Genomic DNA, 23,003 nt, shown 5'->3' with positions numbered 1-23,003 from the left:
CTTTTACCCTCTGTACGAGAGAGACCAAGACCATGAAGATGCGTGCCGTCAGCCCCCGCGCCTGGGGCGCCCCCGAGAACCTCGTCCCGGTGGAGGTGGACCGTCCCGAGCCCGGCCTGACCGAGATCCTGGTCCGCGTGCACGCGGCGGGCGTCAACCCCGTCGACTGGAAGACCCGCGCGGAGGGCGCGTTCGGCACGTGGGGAGACACCCCGATCCTTGGCTACGACGTGTCGGGCGTGGTCGAGGAGGTCGGCCCCGGAGTGACCCTCTACCGCCCCGGTGACGCGGTGTTCGGCATGCCGCGCTTCCCCGAACAGACGGGCGGCTACGCGGAGTTCGTGGCGGCCCCGGCCCGCCGCTTCGCACCGAAGCCCGCGAGCCTCTCCCACGTCGAGGCCGCCGCACTCCCCCTCGCCGCGCTCACCGCCTGGCAGGGCCTGATCGAGACGGCGGGGCTGCGCGCCGGGCAGCGCGTGCTGATCCACGCGGCAGCGGGCGGCGTGGGCCACCTCGCCGTACAGATCGCCAAGGCGCACGGCGCATACGTCATCGGCACGGCGCGCGCGGACAAGCACGAGTTCCTGCGCTCGCTGGGCGCGGACGAGGTCGTCGACTACACGCGCGTGGACTTCACCGAGGCGGTCCGCGACGTGGACGTCGTCCTCGACGGCGTCGGCGGCGCGTACGGGGCCCGGTCCCTAGAGATCATCCGCCCCGGCGGCCACCTGGTCACGCTCCCCGACCCGGGCGGCCTCCCCGACCCGGCACGGGCCGCGGAGCTCGGCGTCCACACGGGCTGGACGATCGTCGAGCCGGACCGCGCGGGCCTCCTGGAGATAACCCGCCTGGTGGAGGAGGGGAAGCTCCGCGTCGAGATCGACACGGTCAACCCTCTGGAGGAGGCGGCGAAGGCCCACGCGCGCGGGGAGCAGGGCCGCACCCAGGGCAAGATCGTACTCAGCGTCGCCTGACCGGTTCAGGCCACGAGGGCGGGCGGCGTTGCCTGGCGCAGGGCCAGTTCGAACCACATGGTCTTGCCGCCCGGCCCGTACGACCCCTCCCCTATGGCGCATCCGCCCCAGCGATCAGCCACGGTGTCGAGGATCACCAGCCCCCGCCCACTGTCCGCGTGCACGCTCACCGGCGGGGGCGGGGCGAGCGGCGGCAGGTCCGGGCTCATGTCCCACACGCTGACCCGCAGCACGGGGCAGAGCCAGTGCAGGCGCACGGAGGCGGGGCCTTTGGTGTGCCGTACGGAGTTGGTCGCGAGTTCCGTGGTCAACAGCTCGGCGCGGTCCGCGAGTTCGGTGAGGTGGTGAGCCGCGAGGACGGCGCGGAGGGTGAGGCGGGCGATCCCCGGACTGCGGGGGTCGCAGGGGAAGTGGAGCTCGTACGCCCAGGGGGCGGTGAAGGGGAGGGGGTCGGGCCCCGGCGGGGAGTACGGGTCGTCGGGCTGGACGTCGAGGGATGAACTCACGCGGCACCTCCATTGGTGCGGGGCGCTCCGGGGAGCGGGGACGTGAATGACGGTCACGCAGGTTCAGTCCTGGCGTGGGGGCGGTGTGCCTGCCGGTGGTGTTCCGGTGCGCTTCCGCTGGGCGCGGAGCCAAGAGGTGACCTGACTCACACCGTAGACCAATAGCGACTCACATGTGAGTCAACTTCCACGAACGAGTGCACAGTTGCTGACTCACTAGACGGCATGAGAAGGCGCTGTGAAACTGTTCGCGCGCACGAGGAAGAGGACTCATGGCTGCACGAAACGCCCCGACAGGCCGTCATCGCCGACTGGCCACAGAGCTGCGCCGAATGCGCGAACAGGCAGGACTGTCCGTCCAGGAAGCCGCTTCGCTCCTCGGCGCGGACCGGACGATGATCTCCAACATAGAAGCCGGACGCACCGGCATCAGCGATGAGCGGGTGCGACAACTGGCCTGCCACTACGGGTGCCCGGAGCCAGCACTTGTCGATGCGCTGGCGGGGCTGACAGGTCCGCGGCGGGCCGGTCAGTGGTGGGACGAGTACCGCGGGAAGCTTCCCGATGGCCACTTGGAGGTCTCGGAGGTGGAGCACTACGCGACCCGCATCCGTACGGCTCAGACGGTGCATCTACCTGGCTTGTTCCAGACAGAGGAACACGCACGCGCGATCTTCGAGTTGACGGTCCCCAAACTCTCCCGCCTGGATGTGGAGCTACGGACTGCTCACCGGCTCAGACGGCAGGCGATCCTGACCGGCGAGCACCCCACCCCGTACGTCGGAATCATCCACGAGGCTGCCCTGCGCCTACAGTTCGGCGGCCCCGACGTAGCCCGCAAGCAGTTGACTCACCTCGCCGACTCCGCCGACCACGACAACGTGACACTGCTGGTCATCCCGTTCAGTGCTGGAGCGTTCCATGGGGCCGGCCAGTCGGTCTTGTACGCGGAAGGAGCACTGCCGCAACTGGACACCGTGCAGCTGGATACAGCCCTTGGCGCACACTTCGTTGATGCCCCGATCCCGTTGGCGAACTATCGTTCCCTTCTGGATCTGATGGAACGGTCAGCGCTGCCTCCGAAGGAGTCACAGGAGCTGATCCGCTCCATCGCGCGCGAGTGCTGAAGGGGCTTGGCACATGGTCAAGAGTGATTGGCAGCGTTCTTCGTTCTGCGGCGGCGGCGGCAACAACTGCGTCGAAGTCGCCGCCACCGCCAGCGACGGCATCGCACTCCGAGAGAGCGAGAGCCCGGCCGACGCGCTCACGACGGACCGGGCCGCGCTGGACGCCCTGATACAGAGCCTGCGGCAGCCAACCGTCTAAACGCCCGCCGCCGTCTGGACTCGGTCGAGCAGGTGGCGTTAGATCCGAGCGGGTCGAGGAATTGAATCCTTGGAAATAGTCGGAGAGCTGTAGAGGTACCCGCTATGCCGAACCCGAAGTGGATCAAGTCATCGTTCTCTGAGGCTTCGGGCAACAACTGCGTCGAAGTCGCCGCCACCGGCAGTGACGGCATCGCCCTCCGGGAGAGCGAGAGCCCGGCCGACGTACTGACGACGGACCGGGCCGCGCTGAACGCCCTGATACGCAGCCTGCGGCAGCCAACCGCCTAGACGCCCGCCGCCATCTGGACTCCGTCGAGCAGGTGGCGTTGGAGCCGAGGAGTTGCGTCCTTGGCAATCGACGAGATCTGGAGAGGTGCCCGCCATATCCAATCTGAAGTGGATCAAGTCGTCCTTCTCCGGGGACGGCGGCAACAACTGCGTCGAAGTCGCCGCCCTCCGCAACGACGGCATCGCACTCCGAGAGAGCGAGAGCCCGGCCGACGTGCTCACGACGGACCGGGCCGCGCTGAACGCCCTGATACGCAGCCTGCGGCAGGCAAGCGTCTAGACGGCCGCCTTCGCCCGTTCCGTCGTCGCGATTGTCGCCGAGCCCACCACGCGCGTGCCGTCGTACAGCACGATCGCCTGGCCGGGGGCGACGCCGCGGACCGGCTCGGTGAAGGAGACGTTCAGGGTGCCGTCGACCAGTTCCGCGCGCACCGGCGTCTCGCCGCCGTGGGCGCGTAGCTGGGCCGTATACGTGCCGGGGCCGGACGGGGCCGCGCCGCACCAGCGGGGCTTGATCGCGGTCAGGGCCGTGACGTCCAGCGCCGCCGCCGGGCCGACCGTCACCGTGTTGTTGACCGGCGAGATGTCCAGGACGTAGCGCGGCTTGCCGTCGGCGGCGGGGGTGCCGATGCGCAGGCCCTTGCGCTGGCCGATCGTGTAGCCGTAGGCGCCCTCGTGCGTGCCGAGGACCGCCCCGGACTCGTCCACGATGTCGCCCTCCGCCTTGCCCAGGCGGTTGGCGAGGAAGCCCTGCGTGTCGCCGTCGGCGATGAAGCAGATGTCGTGGCTGTCGGGCTTCTTGGCCACGGCGAGCCCGCGGCGCTCGGCCTCCGCGCGGATCTCCTCCTTGGTGGTGACCGTGTCGCCTAGGGGGAACATCGCGTGGGCGAGCTGGCGGTCGTCCAGGACCCCGAGGACGTAGCTCTGGTCCTTGGCCATGTCGGAGGCGCGGTGCAGTTCACGCGTGCCGTCCTCGCGGACGATCACCTGCGCGTAGTGACCGGTGACGACCGCGTCGAAGCCGAGGGCGAGCGCCTTGTCGAGGAGCGCCGCGAACTTGATCTTCTCGTTGCAGCGCAGGCACGGGTTGGGGGTGCGGCCCGCCTCGTACTCCGCGACGAAGTCCTCCACCACGTCCTCGCGGAAGCGGTCGGCCAGGTCCCAGACATAGAACGGGATGCCGATGACGTCCGCGGCGCGGCGGGCGTCGCGGGAGTCCTCGATGGTGCAACAGCCTCGCGCGCCCGTGCGGAACGATTGCGGGTTCGCCGAGAGCGCGAGGTGCACTCCCGTCACGTCGTGCCCGGCTTCTGCGGCGCGGGCGGCGGCGACGGCGGAGTCCACACCGCCGGACATGGCGGCCAGGACACGGAGGGGGCGCTGGGCACGCTGCGGGGTCTCGGTCAAAGTCATAGCCCTAACAGAGTACGGGGCGGCGGGAACCGGACGCCCGTGAGTAAGCGTTGACGATCACATGGGGGAACCTCGGCAGGACGGGCAGGGGCGCGGCATCAGCCGGCGCACCCTGCTGATCGGCGGCGGGGCGGCGGCCGCCGGGACCGTCGTGCTCGCGCGGGACGAGCTCGGCAGGCTGTGGTGGCGGATGCCCGGTGTGGTGAAGAAGCGGAAAGAGGGCGAGGTCGACGCTCCCGGCGTGCAGTGGATCGCCGCGTCCGATTACAACTGGCGCCGCGCGGACCGCCCCGACGACTACGAGATCGACCGCGTCGTCATCCATGTCGTCCAGGGCGGGTACCAGACGGCGCTGCGCGTCTTCAAGGACCCGGGCCACGGCGCCGCCGCGCACTACGTGGTGCGCAAGGACGGCCACATAGCCCAGATGATCCGCGAGCTGGACGTGGCGTTCCACGCGGGCAACAAGAGCTGGAACGAACGCAGCATCGGCATCGAGCACGAGGGTTTCGTCGACAAGAAGTCGTCGTTCACAGGACCGATGTACGCGGCGTCGGCGCGGCTCACCGCCGGGATCTGCAGGCGGTACGACATCCCGGTGGACCGCGAGCACATCGTCGGCCACGTGGAGGTGCCGGGCACGGACCACACGGACCCTGGGCCGTACTGGGACTGGGACCGGTATCTGCGCCTGGTGCGCGCCGAACGGGCCAGGCCGGCCGGACCGGACAAGCCCACGGGCTCCGCGAGTCCCGCGAGTCCCGCGAAGAAGGCCTAGCCCCGGCTCAGGTCCTAGCTCAGGCCCGCCGTCCGCGCCCGGTCCACCGCCGGGCCGATGGCCGCCGCCACCGCGTCGACGTCCGCCTTCGTCGACGTATGGCCGAGCGAGAAGCGGAGGGTGCCGCGGGCGAGGTCGGGGTCGGTGCCGGTGGCGAGCAGGACGTGGCTGGGCTGGGCGATGCCCGCCGTGCACGCGGAGCCGGTGGAGCACTCGATGCCCTGCGCGTCGAGGAGGAGGAGGAGGGAGTCACCCTCGCAGCCCGGGAACGTGAAGTGCGCGTTGGCGGGCAGCCTGCCCTCCGGGTACGGGTCGCCCCCGAGGATCGCGTCGGGGACCGCCGCGCGGACGGCGGTCACGAGGTCGTCGCGGAGCGCGCCGATCTCGGCGGCGAACTGCTCGCAGTGGGCCGCTGCGTGCTCCCCCGCGACGGCGAACGCCGCGATGGCGGGCACGTCCAGCGTCCCGGAGCGCACGTGCCGCTCCTGGCCGCCGCCGTGCAGCACGGGCACGGGGCTGTACTCACGGCCGAGGAGCAGCGCGCCGATGCCGTAGGGCCCGCCGATCTTGTGGCTGGAAACGGTCATGGCGGCGAGCCCGGAGGCGGCGAAGTCGACGGGGACCTGGCCGTAGGCCTGCACGGCGTCGGCGTGCAGCGGGACGCCATACTCCTGGGCGACGTCGGCCAGTTCGCGGATGGGCTGGATCGTGCCGATCTCGTTGTTGGCCCACATGACGGTGGCCAGGGCGACGTCGTCGGGGTTTCGGGCGATGGCCTCGCGGAGGGCTTCGGGGTGCACGCGGCCGTGCGTGTCGACCGGGAGGTACTCGACGGTGGCGCCCTCGTGCTCGCCGAGCCAGTGCACGGCGTCGAGGACGGCGTGGTGCTCGACGGGGCTCGCGAGGAGCCGGGTGCGGGCCGGGTCGGCGTCGCGCCGCGCCCAGTAGAGCCCCTTGACGGCGAGGTTGTCCGCCTCGGTGCCGCCGGAGGTGAAGACGGTTTCGCTGGGTCGGGCGCCGAGCGACTCGGCGAGTGTCTCGCGGGCCTCCTCGACGGTGCGTCGCGCCCGCCGTCCCGCCGCGTGCAGCGAGGAGGCGTTGCCGGTGACGGCGATCTGCGCGGTCATCGCCGCGATCGCCTCCGGGAGCATCGGAGTGGTCGCTGCGTGGTCGAGGTAGGCCATGGTGCGCACGATTCTACGAGCCGTGCGGGGCCCTTTGCCCCGGCGGTATCAGCCTGCGAGACCCCAGGACACGGTGTTGTCCACCGAGACGAGTGCGGCGAGCACGACGAGGTCGGCCACGCCGAGGCCGAGCCCGAGCAGCGCACGGCCCCTGCGGGCGGTGCCGCGCCACAGGGCGACGCTCGCGAGGACGATCGCGATGGGCCCGAGGACGAGGTTCAGGACGAGCAGTCCGACCAGGCCGAGGATGAAGGAGGCGACGGCCATGCCGTCGGTGTCACGCCGTCCGGTGGGACGGGGACGGGGCTCCTCGGCGGGGACCGGCTCGGTCCGGGGGCGGGTGGGCGTTGCGGTGCTTCCCATGGTGCGACTCCTGGCAGGTGGAGGTGTCGTACAAAGAGGAGTACGGAGTGGAGTACGGAGAGATGCCGTACGCCGGAGCGGGTCAGCGGTGGCGCGCGCGGCGCTCGCGCACGGCGAAGACCGCGAGCCACACGCCGATCACGGCGGCGGCGACGAGACTGACCGGCAGCGGGGCGTGTGCCACGGAACCCATGGCGACGCCCAGCAGCATCAGGGCGGCGACGATGAACAGCACGGAGATCCCTCTCTCGGTTCTCGGTTCGGTGAACGCTTGTGGTTACAGTTGTTCACTGACTTAGAGAGTACTCCCTCTCCGGCTTTCAAAACTCGGAGAACAGTTGTTAACTGCATGGCATGAGTCACACTCTCGGCGTCCGGCAGGCCCAGAAGCAGAAGACCCGGCAGGCAATCCTTGACGCAGCCCTCCAGCTGCTGGAGGAGCAGAGCCTCAGCAGCCTGGGCCTGCGCGAGGTCACCCGCGCCGTGGGCGTCGCCCCCACCGCCTTCTACCGGCACTTCCGCGACACCGCCGACCTGGGCGTGACCCTGGTCGAGGAGACCCTCGGCAGCCTGCACACGACGCTCACCGCGATGCTCGCGTCGGAGAAGGGCGACAGCGAGCAACGCATCGCGGGCACGGTCGAGTTGATAGCCGGATACGTCCGCGCCCACCCCGCGCACGTCCGCTTCATCGCCCGCGAGCGGCACGGAGGCGTGCGGGCGGTGCGGGACGCGATCGGCGCCCAGCTCGCCCTGTTCGCGAAGGAGGTGGCGGACCAGTTCGCCCACGAGCCGCCGACCTCGCGGTGGCCCGAGGACGATCTGCTGATGCTGGCGGGCATGTACGTCGACCACATGGTCATGACCGCGTCCGCCTTCCTGGACGCGGGGCCCGGCTCGGCGGAGGAGGCACGGGTGGCGGACGTCGCCCGCAGGCAGCTGCGTCTGGTGGGCCTGGGCCGCGACCACTGGACGGACGAGCGGCAGCCGTAGCAGTCCACGCGGAACGCTCGACGCGCCCGTAAGGAGCTACTAGCCTTACGGTCATGACGGCTGTACGCGCGAGCAGCGCAAGCGACGTAAGCGACTCCTGGTACCTCGACCGGACCTACGCGGGCCCCACCGGCACCGTCCGCTGGGCCGCCCTCGGCCCGGCCGACGCCCCGCCCGTCGTCCTCGTCCACGGCACGCCGTTCTCGTCGTACGTCTGGCGTGACATCGCCCGCTCCCTGGCGGTCGGACACCGCGTGTACGTCTGGGACCTGCCGGGGTACGGCGCCTCGGAGATGCGGTCCGGGCAGGACGTGTCCCTCGCCGCGCAAGGCCGGGTCCTCGCCGAACTCCTCGCCCACTGGGGCCTGGAGCGGCCCGCCGTCGTCGCCCATGACTTCGGCGGCTGCGTGGCCCTGCGCGCGCACCTGCTGCACGGCTCCCGCTACGCACGCCTCGCCCTCGTCGACCCGGTGGCGCTCGCCCCCTGGGGCTCCCCGTCCTACCGGCTGCTCGGCGAGAACGCCGACGTGTTCGCCCAGCTGCCGCCCGCGCTGCACCGGGCCATGATCCGCGCATACGTCGCCTCGACGAGCCCGCGCGGACTGCACCCGGCCGTCCTCGACCGCCTCGTCGAGCCCTGGTGCACGGAGGAGGGGCAGGCCGCCTTCTACCGGCAGATCGCCCAGAACGACCAGCGGTTCACCGACGAGATCCAGGGCCGGTACGGCGAACTGGAGCTGCCCGTGCTGATCTGCTGGGGCACGGAGGACCCCTGGATTCCCGTGGCCAAGGCCAAGGAGCTCGCGGGTCTCGTCCCCGGCGCCGAGCTGCGGCTGATCGAGGGCGCGGGACACCTCGTACAGGAGGACGCCCCGGCGGAGCTGGCCGGCGAGCTCACCCGCTTCCTCCAGATCTAGTCAGCTCAGCCGGGCGCGTGCCAGCTGGCGCGACTGGGCGACCAGGCGGTCCTCGCTGTCCCAGACCTCGGCGTCCTCCTCCAGGAAGCCGCCCGCGAGGTTGCGGGTGGTGATGGAGACGCGCAGCGGTCCCGGGGCCGGGCGGTGGCGGACGTGGACCGTCAGCTCCACGGTCGGGACCCAGCCGGTCAGGCCCATCTCGAAGGCGGTCGGCGGCAGCGCGTCGACGGCGAGCAGCAGCGAGAGCGGGTCCGCGTCGCGGCCGTCGGCGAGGCCGAACCAGGCCCGCATCTCGCCCTTGCCGGACGGCTGTCCGAGCGCCCAGCCGAGGGTGGCCGGATCGAGCTTGAGGAAGAGGCGGTCGGCGATGGCCGAACTGCCGGGCACCGGGCGGTGGTCGGGGGCGTCCTGCGCGCCGAAGCACTGGTCGAGCGGCGGGATGGCCGGCGGCTCGGCCGTGGTGCGCACGTCGTCGGGGAGCGCGTCGAGGTCGCCGTAGGAGGCGAGCACGCGGATCCGCTCGACCTCGCGGCCCTCCTCGTCGTACTGGAAGAGCGAGGCCTGCCCGGTGGAGAGCGAACGGCCGGCGCGGACCACGTCCGTGCGGATGACGGCGGGGCCGGGGCTCGACGCGGTGAGGTAGTGGGCCGAGACGGTGAAGGGGTCGGCGTGCGGGAGGGCGTCCGCGAGGGCGCGGCCGATGACGGCGAGGAGGTAGCCGCCGTTGACGGCGCTGATGATCGTCCATCCCGCGGAGAGTTCGGTGTCGTAGACGCCGGGTTCCCGCCGGGTGACCGCGGTGTCGCGGTCGAACTCGCTGTCGCCGATGCTCGCGCTCGCCGCCGAAGCGGTGGGGGCTGTCGATGCCGCCGATGCTGCCGTTGCCATGCCAGCAACGTACAACAGGTAACTACTGAGCGGTAGCTTTTTCTGCCGGGAGCCCCCCGCGAGACCCGGGAGGCACAGAACCGCTACGGCGTCTCCTCCGCCTCGGCCTCCACCGCCGTCGACCGCCGGTTCCACGCGCGCGGCGCCCGCCAGTGGTACCGCAGGGCGAGCAGCCTCAGCGTGAACGCCGTCACGACCGCGATGCTGCTGGTGACGGCCGTCAGCTGTTCGTAGTGGATGCACAGGGCGACCATCGTGGCGCCCACGATGGCGGGGACCGCGTACAGGTCACGATCCCAGCGGACCAGCGAGGGCACCTCGTTGGCGACGATGTCGCGGAGGACACCGCCACCGACCGCTGTCATCAGGCCCAGGGTCGCGGACGCGGTGAGGCCGAGCCCGTAGTCGTACGCCTTGGTCGTGCCCGTCACACAGAACAGGCCGAGGCCCGCCGCGTCGAAGACGTTCACCGCGAGCTGGGTGCGCTCCACCTCCGGGTGCAGGAAGAAGACCAGCAGGGCCGCGAACAGCGGGGTGATGAAGTAGCCGAGGTCGGTGAAGGCGGCCGGCGGCACCGCCCCGATGACCAGGTCGCGGAAGAGCCCTCCGCCCAGCGCGGTGACCTCGGCGAGGACGGCGATGCCGAAGACGTCGAAGTTCTTGCGCACCGCGAGCAGGGCGCCGGAGATCGCGAAGACGAAGATCCCCACGATGTCGAGCGAATGCTGGACGGAGGGAGTGAAGAGATCCAGGAGCACGCGCCATTCTTACCTGTGGGGAAGCGCCGGCTTGCCCTTCGTGAAGAGCCAGGTGGTGAACAGGTCGTCGAGCTGCTCCCCGGAGACCTTCTCGGCGAGCCGCACGAAGTCGGCGGTGGTCACGTTCCCGTTCCGGTACTGCTTCGTCCAGGCCTTGAGGAGCGTGAAGAAGTCCTTGTCGCCGATGCGCTCCCTGAGCACCTGGAGCGTCATCGCGCCGCGCTGGTAGACGGCGGACGCGAACATCGTGTCGCGCTGCGGGTCGCCGACGACGATCTGCCAGAAGGCGGAGTCTGCCGGGCGCGAGTTGTAGCCCGCGAGGAAGGCGTCATGAGCGCTCTGGGTGCCCTTGTGCTCGCTCCACAGCCACTGGGAGTAGGTCGCGAAGCCTTCGTTGAGCCAGATGTGGTTCCACTTCTCGGGCGTGACGGAGTCGCCGAACCACTGGTGGGCGAGCTCGTGGGCGATGGTCGACTCGCTGCGGATCGCGGAGTACACCGGCTTGGTCTGGGTCTCCAGGGAGAAGCCCGCCTGCGGCATGTCGTCGACGATCGCGCCGGTCTCCTCGAAGGGATAGGGCCCGAAGATCTTCGACCAGTAGTCGGTGACCTCGGCCGTGACGCCGTACACGTCGACGTTGTTGCTGTTCTCCAGGACGGGGTCGATGGCGACGTAGATCGGGGTCCCGCCCGGGGTCCTGCCCTTCTTCACGTCGAACTTGCCGATGGTGGCGGTCGCGAGGTAGGTCGCCATGGGCTCGGACTCGCGCCAGTGGGCGACGGTCTGCCCGCCCTTGTCGTACGTGCCGACGAGGCGGCCGTTGGAGACCCCGGTCAGGCCCTTGGGCGCCTTGATGCGGATGTCGAAGGCGGCCTTGTCGGAGGGGTGGTCGCTGGCGGGGAACCAGGTGGACGCGGCGTTCGGCTCGCAGGCGACGAAGACGCCGTCGGTGGTCTTCATCCAGCCGTAGTCGGAGCCGAAGACGATGGGGCCGCTCAGCGGCTCGGGCACGCCGCCGTAGGTGACCCTCACCGTGAAGTTCTTGTTCTTGCGCAGGGCGTCGCGCGGCGTGACGCGGATCTCGTCGCCGACGCGCGTGAACGGGGCCCGTCTGCCGTTCACCTCGATTCCGGTGACCGTCAGCTTCTGCAGGTCGAGGTCGAAGGACGACAGGTCATGGGTGGCGCGGGCGGTGATCGTGGTGCGGCCGTCGAGGCGGTCGGTGCCGGGGTCGTAGGCGATGTCGAGACCGTAATGGCGTACGTCGAAGCCGCCGTTGCCGAGCTGCGGGAAGTACGGGTCGCCGACGCCCTCGGAGCCGGGGTGGGGCGCGGGTGCGGCGGCGATCAGACAGAAGGAGAGCGCCGCGGTCGCGAGCGCGCCCAGACGTGCCGAACGGGAGAGTGCCATGAGTCTTCCCTTCGAACGCGATTCGATGGGGTGTCCGTCCGATGACACGGACACGCAGACTCTGCACTCTCCCGCCAGGGCATGTACATGACCCGGGACGCGTACTTGATCCGGGTCAACTTGCCTTACGCGTCAGTCGACTTCTGACCCGTCTCCTTCGTCTTCGAGACCTTCGGAGTCTTCGCGGCCTCCGGAGCCTTCGCGGCCTCCGGAGCCTTCGCGGCCTCCGGCTCCGCCTCGGCCGCCGCCGCGGTCTCCTCCGCCTTGGACACCACCGACACCACCTCGATCGCCTCCTTGGCCACCGAGAGCAGCTTCGTGTCCTCGGGCGCCTGGTCCTCCGCGTTCTCCGGGTGGTGGCACGCCACCTGGTGCCCGGTGGCCAGCGCGATCAGCGGCGGCTCCTTCGCCTTGCAGATCTCCGTCGCCTTCCAGCACCGCGTGTGGAAACGGCAGCCGGTGGGCGGGTCGATCGGCGAGGGGACGTCGCCGCGGAGCAGGATGCGCTCGCTCTTGACGCCGCGCCGCTTGGGGTCGGGCACCGGCACCGCGGAGAGCAGCGCCTTCGTGTACGGGTGCATCGGCGTGGAGTAGAGGTCCTTGCGGTCGGCCAGCTCCACGATCTTGCCGAGGTACATCACCGCGATGCGGTCCGAGACGTGCCGGATGACCGACAGGTCGTGCGCGATGATCACGTACGTGAGACCCAGCTCGTCCTGCAGGTCGTCCAGGAGGTTGACCACCTGGGCCTGGATGGAGACGTCGAGGGCCGAGACCGGCTCGTCCGCCACGACCAGCTTGGGACGGAGCGCCAGCGCCCGCGCGATGCCGATGCGCTGCCGCTGACCGCCGGAGAACTCGTGCGGGTAGCGGTTGTAGTGCTCGGGGTTGAGTCCGACGCGCTCCAGCATCTCCTGCACGGTCTTCTTCACGCCGCCCTCGGGCTTGACGCCCTGGAGCTTGAAGGGCGCGCCGACGATCGTGCCGATGGTGTGCCGGGGGTTCAGCGACGAGTACGGGTCCTGGAAGATCATCTGCACGTCGCGGCGGTACGGACGCATGCCGCCCGTGTTCAGGTGCGTGATGTCCTTGCCCTGGAACTCGACGCGCCCGCCGGTCGGTTCGAGCAGGCGCGTGATCAGCCGCCCCATCGTCGACTTGCCGCAGCCGGACTCGCCGACGACGCCGAGGGTCTCCCCGGGGCGTACCTCGAAGGTGAGCCCGTCGACCGCCTGGACGGCCGCCACCTGGCGCTGGAGCAGCCCCTTCTTGATGGGGAAGTGCTTCACCAGGCCGTCGACCTTGAGCAGCGGCTCGGGCGAGCTCTGCGTCTGCGCCGGGATCGTCATCTCCTGGCCCTTCACGTCATCGTTCACAGCTTCGGCGCAATCTCTTCGGTCCAGATCTTGGTGCGCTCCTCCTGCGACATGTGGCAGGCGGAGTAGTGCCCGTCGGCCACCAGACGCAGTTCGGGGCGTTCGGTGCGGGTGATCTGGTCCTTGGGGATGTCCGCGTAGGGGCAGCGCGGGTTGAAGGCACAGCCGCTCGGCAGGTTGATCAGGCTGGGCGGGGAGCCCTTGACCGGGATGAGCCGCTCGGTCTCCTCGCGGTCGATGCGGGGCATCGAGCCCAGCAGGCCCCAGGTGTAGGGGTGCTGCGGTTCGTAGAAGACCTTCTCGGCGCTGCCGCGCTCGACGCACCGGCCGCCGTACATGACCAGGAGCTCGTCCGCCATCTCGGCGACCACGCCCAGGTCGTGCGTGATCATGATGACGGCGGAGCCGAACTCCTTCTGCAGGTCCCGGATGAGGTCGAGGATCTGCGCCTGGACGGTCACGTCGAGGGCGGTCGTCGGCTCGTCCGCGATGAGCAGCTCGGGGTTGTTCACCAGCGCCATGGCGATCATCGCGCGCTGGCGCATACCGCCCGAGAACTCGTGCGGGTAGGAGTCGACGCGCTTGTCCGGCTGGGGGATCCCGACCCGGTCGAGCATCTCGATGGCGCGCTTGCGGGCGGCCTTCTTGTCGACGTTGTTGTGGACCCGGTACGCCTCGGTGATCTGCTTGCCGATGGAGTAGTACGGGTGCAGCGCGGAGAGCGGGTCCTGGAAGATCATCGCCATCTCGCGGCCGCGCAGCTTGCGCACCTCGTCGGCCGGGGCGCTCAGCAGCTCGGTGCCGTCCAGCCAGATCTCGCCGGAGAGCTGTGCCTTGCGGGAGCCGTACTGGCCGGCGGTGTGCAGGCCGAGGATGCCGAGCGAGGTGACCGACTTGCCGGATCCCGACTCGCCCACGATGCCGAGGGTCTTGCCCTTCTCCAGCTGGAAGCTGAGCCCGTCGACGGACTTGACCACGCCGTCGTCGGTCGGGAAGTGCACCTTGAGGTCGCGCACCTCGAGGAAGGCGGTGGGAGCGGACGAGCCGGCGACGGGCTCGCCCACCGCTGCTCCGCTCTTGGACAGTTCGGTCATCCCAGCCTCACTCGCGGGTCGATGACGGCGTACATAAGGTCGACGACGAGGTTGGCCACGGCGATCGCGAGCGCCGCAAACAGGGTCACGCCGAGAATGACGGGCAGGTCCTTGCTGCTGATGGCCCTGACCGCTTCGAGGCCGAGCCCCGGCAGGTTGAACGTGGACTCGGTGAGCACGGCGCCGCCCAGGAGCACGCCGAGGTCGAGTCCGAAGACGGTGAGGATCGGGGTCATCGCGGAGCGCAGCGCGTGCCTGCGGATGACGGTGGCCTCACCGAGGCCCTTGGCGCGGGCGGTGCGGATGTAGTCCTCGCCGAGCACTTCGAGCATGGTCGCTCTCGTGAGGCGGGCGTACATCGCCGCGTTGAGGAAGGCGAGGACGATCCACGGCAGGATCATCGTCTGGAGCCAGACGCCGACCGAGTCGTCGGTACTGAGACTGTCCGCGATCTTCACCCAGCCGAGCTGGTGGACGAAGATGCCCATCGCGATCATGCCGGTGAAGAAGACGGGGAGCGAGACACCGCCGAGGGCGATGGTCATCGCGGAGCGGTCCCAGATCGTGCCCCGCTTGAGCGCGGAGACGACACCGGTGGCGACACCGGCGACGAGCCAGAGGACACAGGCGCCGGCGGCGAGCGCGAGGGTGACGGGCAGGGCTTCCTTGAGGGTCTCCCAGACGGGGGCCTCGGTACGGAAGGAGTAGCCGAAGCAGGGCGCCGGGCAGTGCGTGACGTCACTGCCGTTGACGTAGTCGCGCCCCATCGGGATGCCCTTGATGAACTCCCAGAACTGGACGAGCAGCGGGTCGTCGAGTCCCAGCTTGGTCCGGATGCCTTCGATCTGCTCGGCTCCGGTGGCCTTGCCGGCGAAGAGGACGGCGATGTCCTGTCCCGCCCACTTGGGCAGCATGAAGAAGACGGTGAAGGTCGCGAGCAGTACGACCAGCACCATGATGATGACGGCGATCAGGCGCCGGATGAGATAAGCAAGCACTGTGCGCGGCCCGGCGGTGGCCGGGGCCCCCTTGTGAGGAGTCCCGGCCATCGCCCCGGGCCATCACCTGCCCTTCGGACTGGCGGGATTCGGCGGCGGTGGAACGAACAACTACTGCTTCCCTTGCGGGAGTGGTGTGACGGCGGGTGTTACTTGACGACGCCGAGCGAGGCGTAGTCGTAACGACCGTTGTAGCCGTCGGACATGTAGGCGTTGGTCAGCCGCGACCCGCGCCAGGTGATGTTCTTCTCGTAGAGGAAGGGCATCCAGTCGGCCTGGTCGAGGATCTTCTTGTCGAGTTCCTTGTAGACCTCGCCCGCCGCGGCCGGGTCGGTCTCCGCGATCGCCTTGTCGAAGAGCGCGTCGACCTTCTTGTCCTTGATCTGCGACTCGTTGTAGTTACCGGTCGGGTTCAGGAAGCGGCTGTCGAACAGCGGCTGCGCGTAGCCCTGGCCGGACGGGAAGTCCGGGCCCCAGCCGCTCATCGTCATGCCGTAGCCGCGCTTCTTCACGACGGAGGGCGAGCCGGTGATGCTGGAGGTGTCGGCGCCGTCGAGGGCGTCGACCTGGACCTTGATGCCGACCTTGTCGAGCGCCTGCTGCAGCGCCTCGGCGGCGTCGACCTCACCCGGGTTGTTGCTGCGGGCGGTGAGCTTGGTGGTGAAGCCGTTCGGCTTGTCGCACTGCTTCAGCTCGTCCTTGGCCTTGGCCACGTCGGGCTTGCCCTTGCGCTTCAGCACGCCGTACGGGTCGTACTTGCTGTAGCCGGGGATCGCCACCGGGAAGGTGCTGTTGGCGATGTCGCCGGCCGCGACCTTGCCGCCGCGGGTCTGCTGGAGGCTCGCGAAGTCGGTCGCGTAGAACACGGCCTTGCGGCAGTGCACGTTGTCGAACGGCTTGGCGTTGTGCACGAGCGCGACGTAGCGCACGAAGGACGTGTGCATGTTGTCGACGTTGCCGCGGTGGTCCGTGACGGCGCTGACGCGACCGGACTGGGTCATGCCCGTGCCGTTGATGTCGAGGTCGAAGTCCCCCTCCATCAGCTTCTTGTCGTTCTCCTCCTGGTTGGCGGAGATCGTCACGTCGATCTTGTCGGGCAGCGCGGCGCGGATCGGGTCCGAGGACTTCTTCCACTTGTCGTTGCGGACCAGAACGATCTTCTTGTTGGACTTGTACGTCTCGAACTTGTACGGGCCCGAGGAGAACGGCCGCTGCGTGTACTTGGCCTTCGTGTCCTTGGCCTCCTTCACCGGCGAACCGGTGGGCATGGCCAGGAACTGCTCGAAGTCACCGTTGCGCTTGGGCAGCTTGAAGATGATCGTCTGGTCGTCGGGGGTCTCGATCGCGTCGAGGCCGCCCTTGTCCTTGTAGGGACCCTTGTACTTCGTCTTGGGGTCCAGCGTCTGGCGGATGTAGCCGGGGCCACCGGTGATGGTGTCCGTCGCCCAGGCGCGCTCGATGCCGTACTTGACGTCCTTGGAGGTCAGCTTGGAGCCGTCCTCCCAGGTGAGGCCGTCACGCAGCTTGTACGTGTACGTCTTGCCGTCGTCGGAGATCTTCGCCGTGGAGGTGGCGAGGTCCGGGACCAGCTTCGTGCCCGCCTTGCCCGGCTTGGTGTCGTAGGTCACCAGCTGCCGGGTGTAGAAGCGCATGAAGTCCCACGTCATGCCGTAGTAGGCGCGCTGCGGGTCGGCGGAGTCCAGGTCCTGCTTGCCGACCATCTTCAGCGTGCCTCCCTTCTTCTTGGAAGGGTTGGCGATCTTGTTCAGTGCCGCGTTGTAGCCGGCACCCTTCGAGTCGCTGTCGCCACCGTCACCGCCGCCGCACGCCGTGGTGGTCACCAGCGCCGCGACGACGAGGGCCGCACCGCTGGTGAGCCGTCGTTTCGTGGAACCTGTGGGCATTTTCTCGTAACCTCCGAGATCGCGGTCCCTGGCCCATGTGCTGCCGGAGAACCATGGTGTGAGCCACCTGACATGCGGCAGGGGCAAGCCAGTTGGGACCTTCTAGCGCGTCCCCTTCGGGTCGAGCGCATCACGCAGCCCGTCGCCGAAGAGGTTGAAGGCCAGGACGGTGATGAAGATCGTGACGCCCGGGAAGACCATGAACATCGGGTCGTGCTCGTACGTCTTGAGCGCGTCGCGCAGCATGCCGCCCCAGGAGGCCGTCGGCGGCTTGACGCCGGCGCCGAGGAAGCTGAGGGCCGCCTCCGTGAGGATGTTCGTCGGGATCATCAGCGTCGCGTAGACGGTGATGGGGGCGACCAGGTTGGGCAGCAGTTCGCGGAACAGGATGTGGCGCTTGCCGCCGCCGAGGCTGCGGGCCGCCTCCACGTACTCGCGCTCCCGGAGCGAGAGCGTCTGGCCGCGGACGATGCGGCCGACGTACGGCCAGCCGAAGAAGCCGATGACCATGACGAGGATCGCGACGCGCACGCTGGTGCCCTGGAGGCCGAGCAGGTCGTCGGGGAGCACGGAGACCAGCGAGATGATGAAGAGCAGCTGCGGGAACGAGAGCAGTACGTCCATCACGCGGCTGATCAGGGCGTCGATCCAGCCGCCGAAGTAACCGGCGATGATCCCGAAGAGGGTGCCGAGCGCCACGGCCACGATGGCCGCGAGGAACGCCACCAGGAGTGAGATGCGCGCGCCGTAGACGATCCGGCTGAAGACGTCGCGGCCCTTGTTGGGCTCGACCCCGAAGAGGAAGTCGCCGCTCACGCCGCCGAGGGCGCCCTTGGGGAGGCCGGTCAGCTCGTCGAGCTCCTCCTGGTGGAATTCGTTGGGGTCGTGGCCCAACAGGTTCACGAGCAGGGGCGCGAAGATGGCGACAAGCACCAGGAGCAGCACGGTGATGCCGCCGGCCAGGGCAACCTTGTCCCGCTTCAGGCGGTTCCAGGCGATCTGCTTGAGGGACCGGCCCTCGACCTTTTTCACCCCTGCATCAACTGCGGGGGCGACGTCCTGGGTCGGGTCCGCGTCCGCAGGTGTGTCATGCAATGGTGCCGTCATCGTGGCAGGGACCCCTCTCAACCGGTGGTGACCGGCCCGCACTTGCCGCTGTAGCGACGTGATCAGTCCGTCGTACACAGGGGCGGAGGCCCCTGGAGCGGGAGTCTTCATCCACGTCGCGATCTGTTACCAGACTTGACGGGGAAAGGATGCGCAACCGTGATGCTGATCGAGGTGTTCCGTTATCCGGACGCCAGTGAACGACGGGCGAACACGGGGCAGTTGGGTCGCAAGGCGGCACAGGAGCCCATAGGGCCCCACCCGCACCACAACGGACATCACGTCCGTCGGCGCTGCTCAGTACTGCGCGGGGTAGCCGTATCCGCCCGCGGGCGCCGGGGCCGCCTGGGCCTCGCGGTCGTAGAACGGCCTGGCATTGGACCGTAGCCACATCGCGACCGGGTCGTAATCGTCGGACATCGCGACCGTCGAGACGGGCAGGCCCTCGGGGACGGCGGGGATGGACTGGCGCATCATCGTGCGGACCGCGTCGACCGACGGCGGCGACGTGTCGTACACGTCGAGGCCGATGGCCAGATATGGCGCCCCGAGGGCGGGCTGCACCCACGCGCGGCGCAGCGAGCGGACCACGGGGGTACGGTGGGCGTTCTGCGTCAACAGGGCGTAGAACTGGGGGATTTCGATGCTCGGCTCGGTGAGCCGGAGCGGGCCCGCGGGCAGGAGGTCCAGGCCCGTGGCGATGCGGCGCAGGTCCAGCCAGGGGATGCCGACGCCGCCGCCGGGCGCGTGCGGGTTCAGCCAGATGCCGTAGTGGTCGGGGTAGAGGGTGCGGGCGATGTCGATGCCCCGGACCACTTCGTAGCTGCGGTTCCAGCCACTGGCGGACAGCTCCTGGGCGGAGGTCACGCACGGTGCGTAGCCGAGCCCCTCCACTTCCATGTTCCCGTACTGGGCGTCGGGGGAGCCGGCCTGGCCGTGCCAGAGCAGCATCCACAGCTGGTCGGCGGCGAGCGCGCGCAGCAGCGCCTCGTACGCGTCGTAACGCCCCGGCGTCACCTGGCGCAGCAACTGCTCGACCTGCTGCCCGGCCGCGGCCGTGCCCGACGCACTCACCCGTAACCGCCCCTTCGCGACGAACTCGGTGACCCCATGGGAGGACGAACTGTGTGACCCCATGGAAGACAGAGGAATGGAACCAGCTTAAGCGTCGATGCGGTGGTAGAAGGGACGGACCTTCGCGCGCAGCCAGTCGCCGACGGGGTCCTGTGCCACGTCGAGCAGTACCAGGTTCACCGGCCACGGAATCGGCACCTGTCCGAGTGCCCGGCCGAGCGCTTCCATGGGCAGGTCGCGTGCGTTGCCGTCCCAGGTGGACAGCTCGACGCCGACGAAGAGCGTCGGGTCGTCCGTCTCCACGGCGGCCAGGCAGCGGCGCGCGGTGAGCACGACGCCCGCGGTCTCGAACTCGCGGCCCGCGGCGGCGAGGAAGTCGACCGGGTCCTCCTGCCAGTCCGGTTCGAAGAGGCGGACCCGGCCGCCGGTGCTCGGGCCGTCCAGCTCGGTTCGGCCGGTCCTGCACAGCTCGGCGACGGCGGGCGGCGGCAGCGGGGCGCCGACGGTGCCGTCCGGGTTCAGCGCGATGCCCAGCTGCGGGGGCAGGCCGCGGGCGAACTCCACGGCGGGCGCCACGGTGACGCCCATCCGGTCCGCCGCGTCGCCGAGCGCCTGGCGGAACTGCTGCTCGGAGGTGAAGACGGGGACGTATGCCTGTCCTTCGATCTCCAGGGTCGGCAGGTCCAGGGTGCCGCTGTCGGGGCCGCCGCCGTTGGGAAGCGGTATCCAGAGGTGGCTGCGGCCGAGCACCTCGACGATGCGGGCGCCCGCCGACGCGGGGGCGCCCAGTGAGGCCGCGAGGACCTCCTCCAGTTCATTGCCCGGCCATCCGCCGTACGGATGGGCATGTGCCTGCGCCGGAAAGTCCATCTGTCCAACCCCTGCTCGCGACCGCTCTGCCTGCGGCTCGAACCCTAACGCCGGGCCCGGTCACCGGTCGAAGGCGATCACCCGCAGGACCTGCGCGGCCGCGCGGTCGAGCAGCACCGCGGAGCGGCAGCCGCGCGGCAGGTCGCCGCGCTCGGTGGCGGCGACGAGCCGGCCGACCGTCCTGCGGTGGCGTGCGAACGCGTACCGGGAGACGCCGCGGCCGCGCTCGTGCTGGCCCCGCAGCGCGGTGTCCACCGGGACGTCGAGCATCAGGAGGTGCAGGGCCGTGCCGCGGCGGGCGGCCTCGCGGGCGAGCCAGCGGCGCACCCACGTCTGGGTGCCGCAGTCGTGCACGACGACGCCGGCCCCGGAGCGGAGGGCGCGGCGCAGCGTCGCGTAGTGCGCGAGGCGGACCAGGGGGCGGTACACCGCGTAGGGCAGCAGTCGCGGCATGCGGTGGGACCAGCGGTCGCGGGTGTCCTGGGAGTCGATGCGCGGGCCGGTGACGGCCTGCCGCATCAGGGTCGATTTTCCGCCGCCGGGCAGCCCGGAGACGACGACCAGGTCGCCCTCGCCGAACGTGAGGCGGCGCGGGCTGTGGCCGGCCCGCTGCCGCAGGTCGCGGACGACGGCGACGGGGAGCCGGCCGCAGCTCTCCGCGGCCGGGGCGGGGGCCTGCTCGGGCAGCGCCTTGGGCAGCGCCACCCCCGTGGAAGTGGCGTAGAGACTCGTCCTGCTGCGCACCGTGATCGGCCTCCCCATAGCGGTCACGTACTGCTTCCCCACCAAGTGTAAAGAGAAGGTAATGCGACACAAGAGCGTTCCGGGGTGACGGAACCCTCTGCCGGACACGGGTCCCCCTGAACAGAGTCGCGTGCAATGATGTGCGCGCCAACTCCATACAGGCCGTTCGAATCCGCGCGGGAGAGTCTCCGGAACCAGTTTCTGAGCTGGGTACCCGGGGCGCCGAAGGAGCAAGCCCCTCCCTTGAATCTCTCAGGCCCCGTACCGCGCGGGCGAGGCACATCTGAAAAGCGGGCCGCCCCGGCGGTCCCACCCAAGGTGCAAGCCGGCGTCTCGGAGAACGAGACACTCCCGGCGAACCTCTCAGGTTCCGATGACAGATGGGGAGGACAGACCTCGCCGCCCGTCATGCCCTGGGAGTCCCCTTCATGAGCACTGCCCCCCGTCTCACCGCCCTCGATGCCGTGCATCGTGCGCTCGGCGCGACCATGACCGACTTCGCGGGCTGGGACATGCCGCTGCGGTACGCCAGCGAGCGCGACGAGCACAACGCCGTGCGCACCAAGGCCGGCCTCTTCGACCTGTCGCACATGGGTGAGATCACCGTCAGCGGCCCCGAGGCCGTGGACTTCCTGAACTTCGCGCTGGTCGGCAACATCGGCTCCATCGGCGTCGGCCGCGCCCGCTACACCATGATCGTCGCCGAGGACGGCGGCATCCTCGACGACCTGATCGTCTACCGGCTCGGCGAGCCCGACGCCCCCGAGTACATGGTCGTCGCCAACGCGTCCAACGCCCAGAACGTGCTGAACGAGCTGAGCAACCGCGCCGGGGAGTTCGACGTCGAGGTCCGCGACGACCGCGAGGCGTACGCGCTGCTCGCGGTCCAGGGCCCCGAGTCCCCCGGCATCCTGAAGTCCCTCACGGACGCGGACCTGGACGGCCTGAAGTACTACGCGGGCCTGCCCGGCACCGTCGCGGGCGTCTCCGCCCTGATCGCCCGCACGGGCTACACCGGCGAGGACGGTTTCGAGCTGTTCGTCTCTCCCGGTGACGCGGAGAAGCTGTGGGGCGCGCTGATGGAGGCGGGCACGCCCGTCGGCATGGTCCCGGCCGGCCTCTCCTGCCGCGACACGCTGCGCCTGGAGGCGGGCATGCCGCTGTACGGGCACGAGCTGACCGCCGGCCTCACGCCGTTCGACGCGGGCCTCGGCCGGGTCGTGAAGTTCGAGAAGACCAGCCAGTCGGACACCTTCCTCGGGCGTGCCGCGCTCGCGGCCGCCGCCGAGCGCGCCGAGACCGCCCCGCCGCGCAAGCTGGTCGGCCTGATCGCCGAGGGCCGCCGCGTCCCGCGCGCCGGTTTCCCGGTGGTCGCGGACGGCAAGGTGATCGGCGAGGTCACCTCGGGCGCCCCGTCCCCGACGCTGGGCAAGCCGATCGCGATGGCGTACGTGGACGCGGAGCACGCGGCGCCGGGCACCGAGGGTGTCGGCGTGGACATCCGCGGCACCCACGAGCCCTACGAGGTCGTGGCGCTGCCGTTCTACAAGCGCCAGAAGTGACCCCCGCGTCAGAAGTGACCCCCCGCACATCTTCCCCGTTCCGCAGCACCCACCCGCGTACAGGAGAATTCAGGTCATGAGCAACCCCCAGCAGCTTCGCTACAGCAAGGAGCACGAGTGGCTCTCGGCCACCGAGGACGGCGTGGCGACCGTCGGCATCACCGAGCACGCGGCCAACGCGCTCGGTGACGTCGTCTTCGCGCAGCTCCCCGAGGTCGGTGACACGGTGACCGCGGGCGAGTCCTGCGGCGAGCTGGAGTCGACCAAGTCGGTCAGCGACCTCTACGCCCCGGTGACCGGCGAGGTCGTCGCCGCCAACCAGGACGTCGTGGAGGACCCGTCGCTGGTCAACTCCGCTCCGTTCGAGGGCGGTTGGCTGTTCAAGGTTCGCCTCGCGGGCGAGCCGGACGACCTGATGTCCGCCGACGAGTACACCGCATTCACCGCCGGCTGACCCATACCGATAGGGATCGT

General features: G+C 69.8%; 26 protein-coding genes and 2 riboswitches. Of the genes, 10 read left to right on the top strand and 16 right to left on the bottom strand.

All coding sequences use genetic code 11. From position 1 onward, the window contains the following. Positions 1-38 precede the first annotated feature (38 nt). Positions 39-974 (top strand): NADP-dependent oxidoreductase, encoded by a 936-nt coding sequence (locus AC07DO_RS33155; protein WP_479065412.1) that lies wholly within the window; start codon positions 39-41, stop codon positions 972-974. Between the two features lie 5 nt (positions 975-979). Here the strand turns inward: AC07DO_RS33155 and AC07DO_RS33150 are convergent, their stop codons facing one another. Beyond that, positions 980-1,480, bottom strand: coding sequence for an ATP-binding protein (locus tag AC07DO_RS33150; RefSeq protein ID WP_479065019.1), 501 nt, complete (start codon positions 1,478-1,480; stop codon positions 980-982). 272 nt (positions 1,481-1,752) lie between these two features. On the opposite strand from AC07DO_RS33150, the gene AC07DO_RS33145 reads away from it, so the two are divergent. The 4 genes from AC07DO_RS33145 (at position 1,753) to AC07DO_RS33130 (ending at position 3,376) form a co-directional block, all read left to right on the top strand. Next, positions 1,753-2,607 (top strand): helix-turn-helix domain-containing protein, encoded by an 855-nt coding sequence (locus AC07DO_RS33145; protein WP_479065017.1) that lies wholly within the window; start codon positions 1,753-1,755, stop codon positions 2,605-2,607. 13 nt (positions 2,608-2,620) lie between these two features. Further along, on the top strand, positions 2,621-2,806 hold the full coding sequence (locus tag AC07DO_RS33140; protein ID WP_479065015.1) for a DUF397 domain-containing protein: 186 nt from the start codon (positions 2,621-2,623) through the stop codon (positions 2,804-2,806). Positions 2,807-2,910: 104 nt separating this feature from the next. Then, positions 2,911-3,096, top strand: coding sequence for a DUF397 domain-containing protein (locus AC07DO_RS33135; RefSeq protein WP_479065013.1), 186 nt, complete (start codon positions 2,911-2,913; stop codon positions 3,094-3,096). Between the two features lie 85 nt (positions 3,097-3,181). Further along, positions 3,182-3,376, top strand: coding sequence for a DUF397 domain-containing protein (locus tag AC07DO_RS33130; protein ID WP_479065011.1), 195 nt, complete (start codon positions 3,182-3,184; stop codon positions 3,374-3,376). Here the strand turns inward: AC07DO_RS33130 and mnmA are convergent. Then, positions 3,373-4,503 carry a tRNA 2-thiouridine(34) synthase MnmA gene (gene mnmA, locus AC07DO_RS33125; protein WP_479065410.1) on the bottom strand — a complete coding sequence of 377 codons (1,131 nt, stop codon included), beginning with the start codon at positions 4,501-4,503 and terminating at the stop codon, positions 3,373-3,375. The two genes, AC07DO_RS33130 and mnmA, sit on opposite strands and share 4 nt — an antisense overlap. Positions 4,504-4,570: 67 nt before the next feature. Here mnmA and AC07DO_RS33120 point away from each other — a divergent pair, with 67 nt between their 5' ends. Then, positions 4,571-5,287 (top strand): N-acetylmuramoyl-L-alanine amidase, encoded by a 717-nt coding sequence (locus tag AC07DO_RS33120; protein ID WP_479065009.1) that lies wholly within the window; start codon positions 4,571-4,573, stop codon positions 5,285-5,287. 14 nt (positions 5,288-5,301) lie between these two features. On the opposite strand, the gene AC07DO_RS33115 is transcribed toward AC07DO_RS33120, so the two are convergent. The 3 genes from AC07DO_RS33115 to AC07DO_RS33105 all read right to left on the bottom strand — a co-directional run bounded on the left by AC07DO_RS33115 (position 5,302) and on the right by AC07DO_RS33105 (position 7,069). After that, positions 5,302-6,471, bottom strand: coding sequence for a cysteine desulfurase family protein (locus tag AC07DO_RS33115; protein ID WP_479065007.1), 1,170 nt, complete (start codon positions 6,469-6,471; stop codon positions 5,302-5,304). Positions 6,472-6,519: 48 nt separating this feature from the next. Continuing rightward, on the bottom strand, positions 6,520-6,834 hold the full coding sequence (locus tag AC07DO_RS33110; RefSeq protein ID WP_479065005.1) for a hypothetical protein: 315 nt from the start codon (positions 6,832-6,834) through the stop codon (positions 6,520-6,522). An 82-nt stretch (positions 6,835-6,916) separates the two neighbouring features. Continuing rightward, positions 6,917-7,069 (bottom strand): hypothetical protein, encoded by a 153-nt coding sequence (locus AC07DO_RS33105; RefSeq protein WP_190329448.1) that lies wholly within the window; start codon positions 7,067-7,069, stop codon positions 6,917-6,919. A 119-nt stretch (positions 7,070-7,188) separates the two neighbouring features. Between AC07DO_RS33105 and AC07DO_RS33100 the strand changes: the two genes are divergently transcribed. Then, positions 7,189-7,827, top strand: coding sequence for a TetR family transcriptional regulator (locus AC07DO_RS33100; protein ID WP_479065003.1), 639 nt, complete (start codon positions 7,189-7,191; stop codon positions 7,825-7,827). A gap of 53 nt (positions 7,828-7,880) precedes the next feature. After that, complete coding sequence (locus AC07DO_RS33095) at positions 7,881-8,744, top strand: alpha/beta fold hydrolase (protein ID WP_479065001.1); 864 nt, start codon at positions 7,881-7,883, stop codon at positions 8,742-8,744. Here the strand turns inward: AC07DO_RS33095 and AC07DO_RS33090 are convergent, their stop codons facing one another. The 11 genes from AC07DO_RS33090 to AC07DO_RS33040 all read right to left on the bottom strand — a co-directional run bounded on the left by AC07DO_RS33090 (position 8,745) and on the right by AC07DO_RS33040 (position 20,985). Beyond that, a complete protein-coding gene (locus AC07DO_RS33090; protein ID WP_479064999.1) occupies positions 8,745-9,632 on the bottom strand; it encodes a thioesterase family protein in 888 nt (295 codons plus the stop codon). A gap of 83 nt (positions 9,633-9,715) precedes the next feature. Continuing rightward, a complete protein-coding gene (locus AC07DO_RS33085; protein WP_479064997.1) occupies positions 9,716-10,390 on the bottom strand; it encodes a trimeric intracellular cation channel family protein in 675 nt (224 codons plus the stop codon). 9 nt (positions 10,391-10,399) lie between these two features. Beyond that, positions 10,400-11,800, bottom strand: a complete 1,401-nt coding sequence (locus tag AC07DO_RS33080) for a M1 family metallopeptidase (protein ID WP_479064995.1) — start codon at positions 11,798-11,800, stop codon at positions 10,400-10,402. Positions 11,801-11,925: 125 nt separating this feature from the next. After that, positions 11,926-13,149, bottom strand: coding sequence for an ABC transporter ATP-binding protein (locus AC07DO_RS33075; protein ID WP_479065408.1), 1,224 nt, complete (start codon positions 13,147-13,149; stop codon positions 11,926-11,928). A gap of 23 nt (positions 13,150-13,172) precedes the next feature. Further along, positions 13,173-14,270 (bottom strand): ABC transporter ATP-binding protein, encoded by a 1,098-nt coding sequence (locus AC07DO_RS33070; protein WP_479064993.1) that lies wholly within the window; start codon positions 14,268-14,270, stop codon positions 13,173-13,175. After that, positions 14,267-15,268: an ABC transporter permease gene (locus AC07DO_RS33065; RefSeq protein WP_479064991.1), complete on the bottom strand. Its 1,002-nt coding sequence runs from the start codon at positions 15,266-15,268 to the stop codon at positions 14,267-14,269. The genes AC07DO_RS33070 and AC07DO_RS33065 overlap by 4 nt, the downstream gene beginning before the upstream one ends. 149 nt (positions 15,269-15,417) lie before the next feature. Then, complete coding sequence (locus AC07DO_RS33060) at positions 15,418-17,172, bottom strand: ABC transporter substrate-binding protein (protein WP_479064989.1); 1,755 nt, start codon at positions 17,170-17,172, stop codon at positions 15,418-15,420. A 102-nt stretch (positions 17,173-17,274) separates the two neighbouring features. Continuing rightward, entirely contained in the window at positions 17,275-18,279 is a 1,005-nt protein-coding gene (locus AC07DO_RS33055; RefSeq protein WP_479064987.1) for an ABC transporter permease, read from the bottom strand. 297 nt (positions 18,280-18,576) lie between these two features. Further along, entirely contained in the window at positions 18,577-19,353 is a 777-nt protein-coding gene (locus tag AC07DO_RS33050; RefSeq protein WP_479064985.1) for an enhanced serine sensitivity protein SseB C-terminal domain-containing protein, read from the bottom strand. A gap of 87 nt (positions 19,354-19,440) precedes the next feature. After that, a complete protein-coding gene (locus tag AC07DO_RS33045; RefSeq protein WP_479064983.1) occupies positions 19,441-20,223 on the bottom strand; it encodes an enhanced serine sensitivity protein SseB in 783 nt (260 codons plus the stop codon). A gap of 60 nt (positions 20,224-20,283) precedes the next feature. Beyond that, entirely contained in the window at positions 20,284-20,985 is a 702-nt protein-coding gene (locus tag AC07DO_RS33040) for an AAA family ATPase (RefSeq protein WP_479065406.1), read from the bottom strand. A gap of 149 nt (positions 20,986-21,134) precedes the next feature. Then, positions 21,135-21,244, top strand: a riboswitch (glycine riboswitch). Continuing rightward, a riboswitch (glycine riboswitch) is annotated at positions 21,245-21,357 on the top strand. It abuts the riboswitch before it with no gap. Positions 21,358-21,395: 38 nt separating this feature from the next. Between AC07DO_RS33040 and gcvT the strand changes: the two genes are divergently transcribed. Together gcvT and gcvH are read left to right on the top strand one after the other, a co-directional pair. After that, positions 21,396-22,529 carry a glycine cleavage system aminomethyltransferase GcvT gene (gene gcvT, locus AC07DO_RS33035; protein WP_479064981.1) on the top strand — a complete coding sequence of 378 codons (1,134 nt, stop codon included), beginning with the start codon at positions 21,396-21,398 and terminating at the stop codon, positions 22,527-22,529. A gap of 76 nt (positions 22,530-22,605) precedes the next feature. Continuing rightward, positions 22,606-22,983: a glycine cleavage system protein GcvH gene (gcvH, locus tag AC07DO_RS33030; RefSeq protein WP_479064979.1), complete on the top strand. Its 378-nt coding sequence runs from the start codon at positions 22,606-22,608 to the stop codon at positions 22,981-22,983. The last annotated feature ends 20 nt before the right edge of the window (positions 22,984-23,003 follow it).

The organism is Streptomyces sp. NPDC045678 (genome assembly GCF_056432085.1).
Note: the sequence above shows the minus strand (reverse complement) of the source record. Positions and strands in the feature narration are given on the sequence as shown.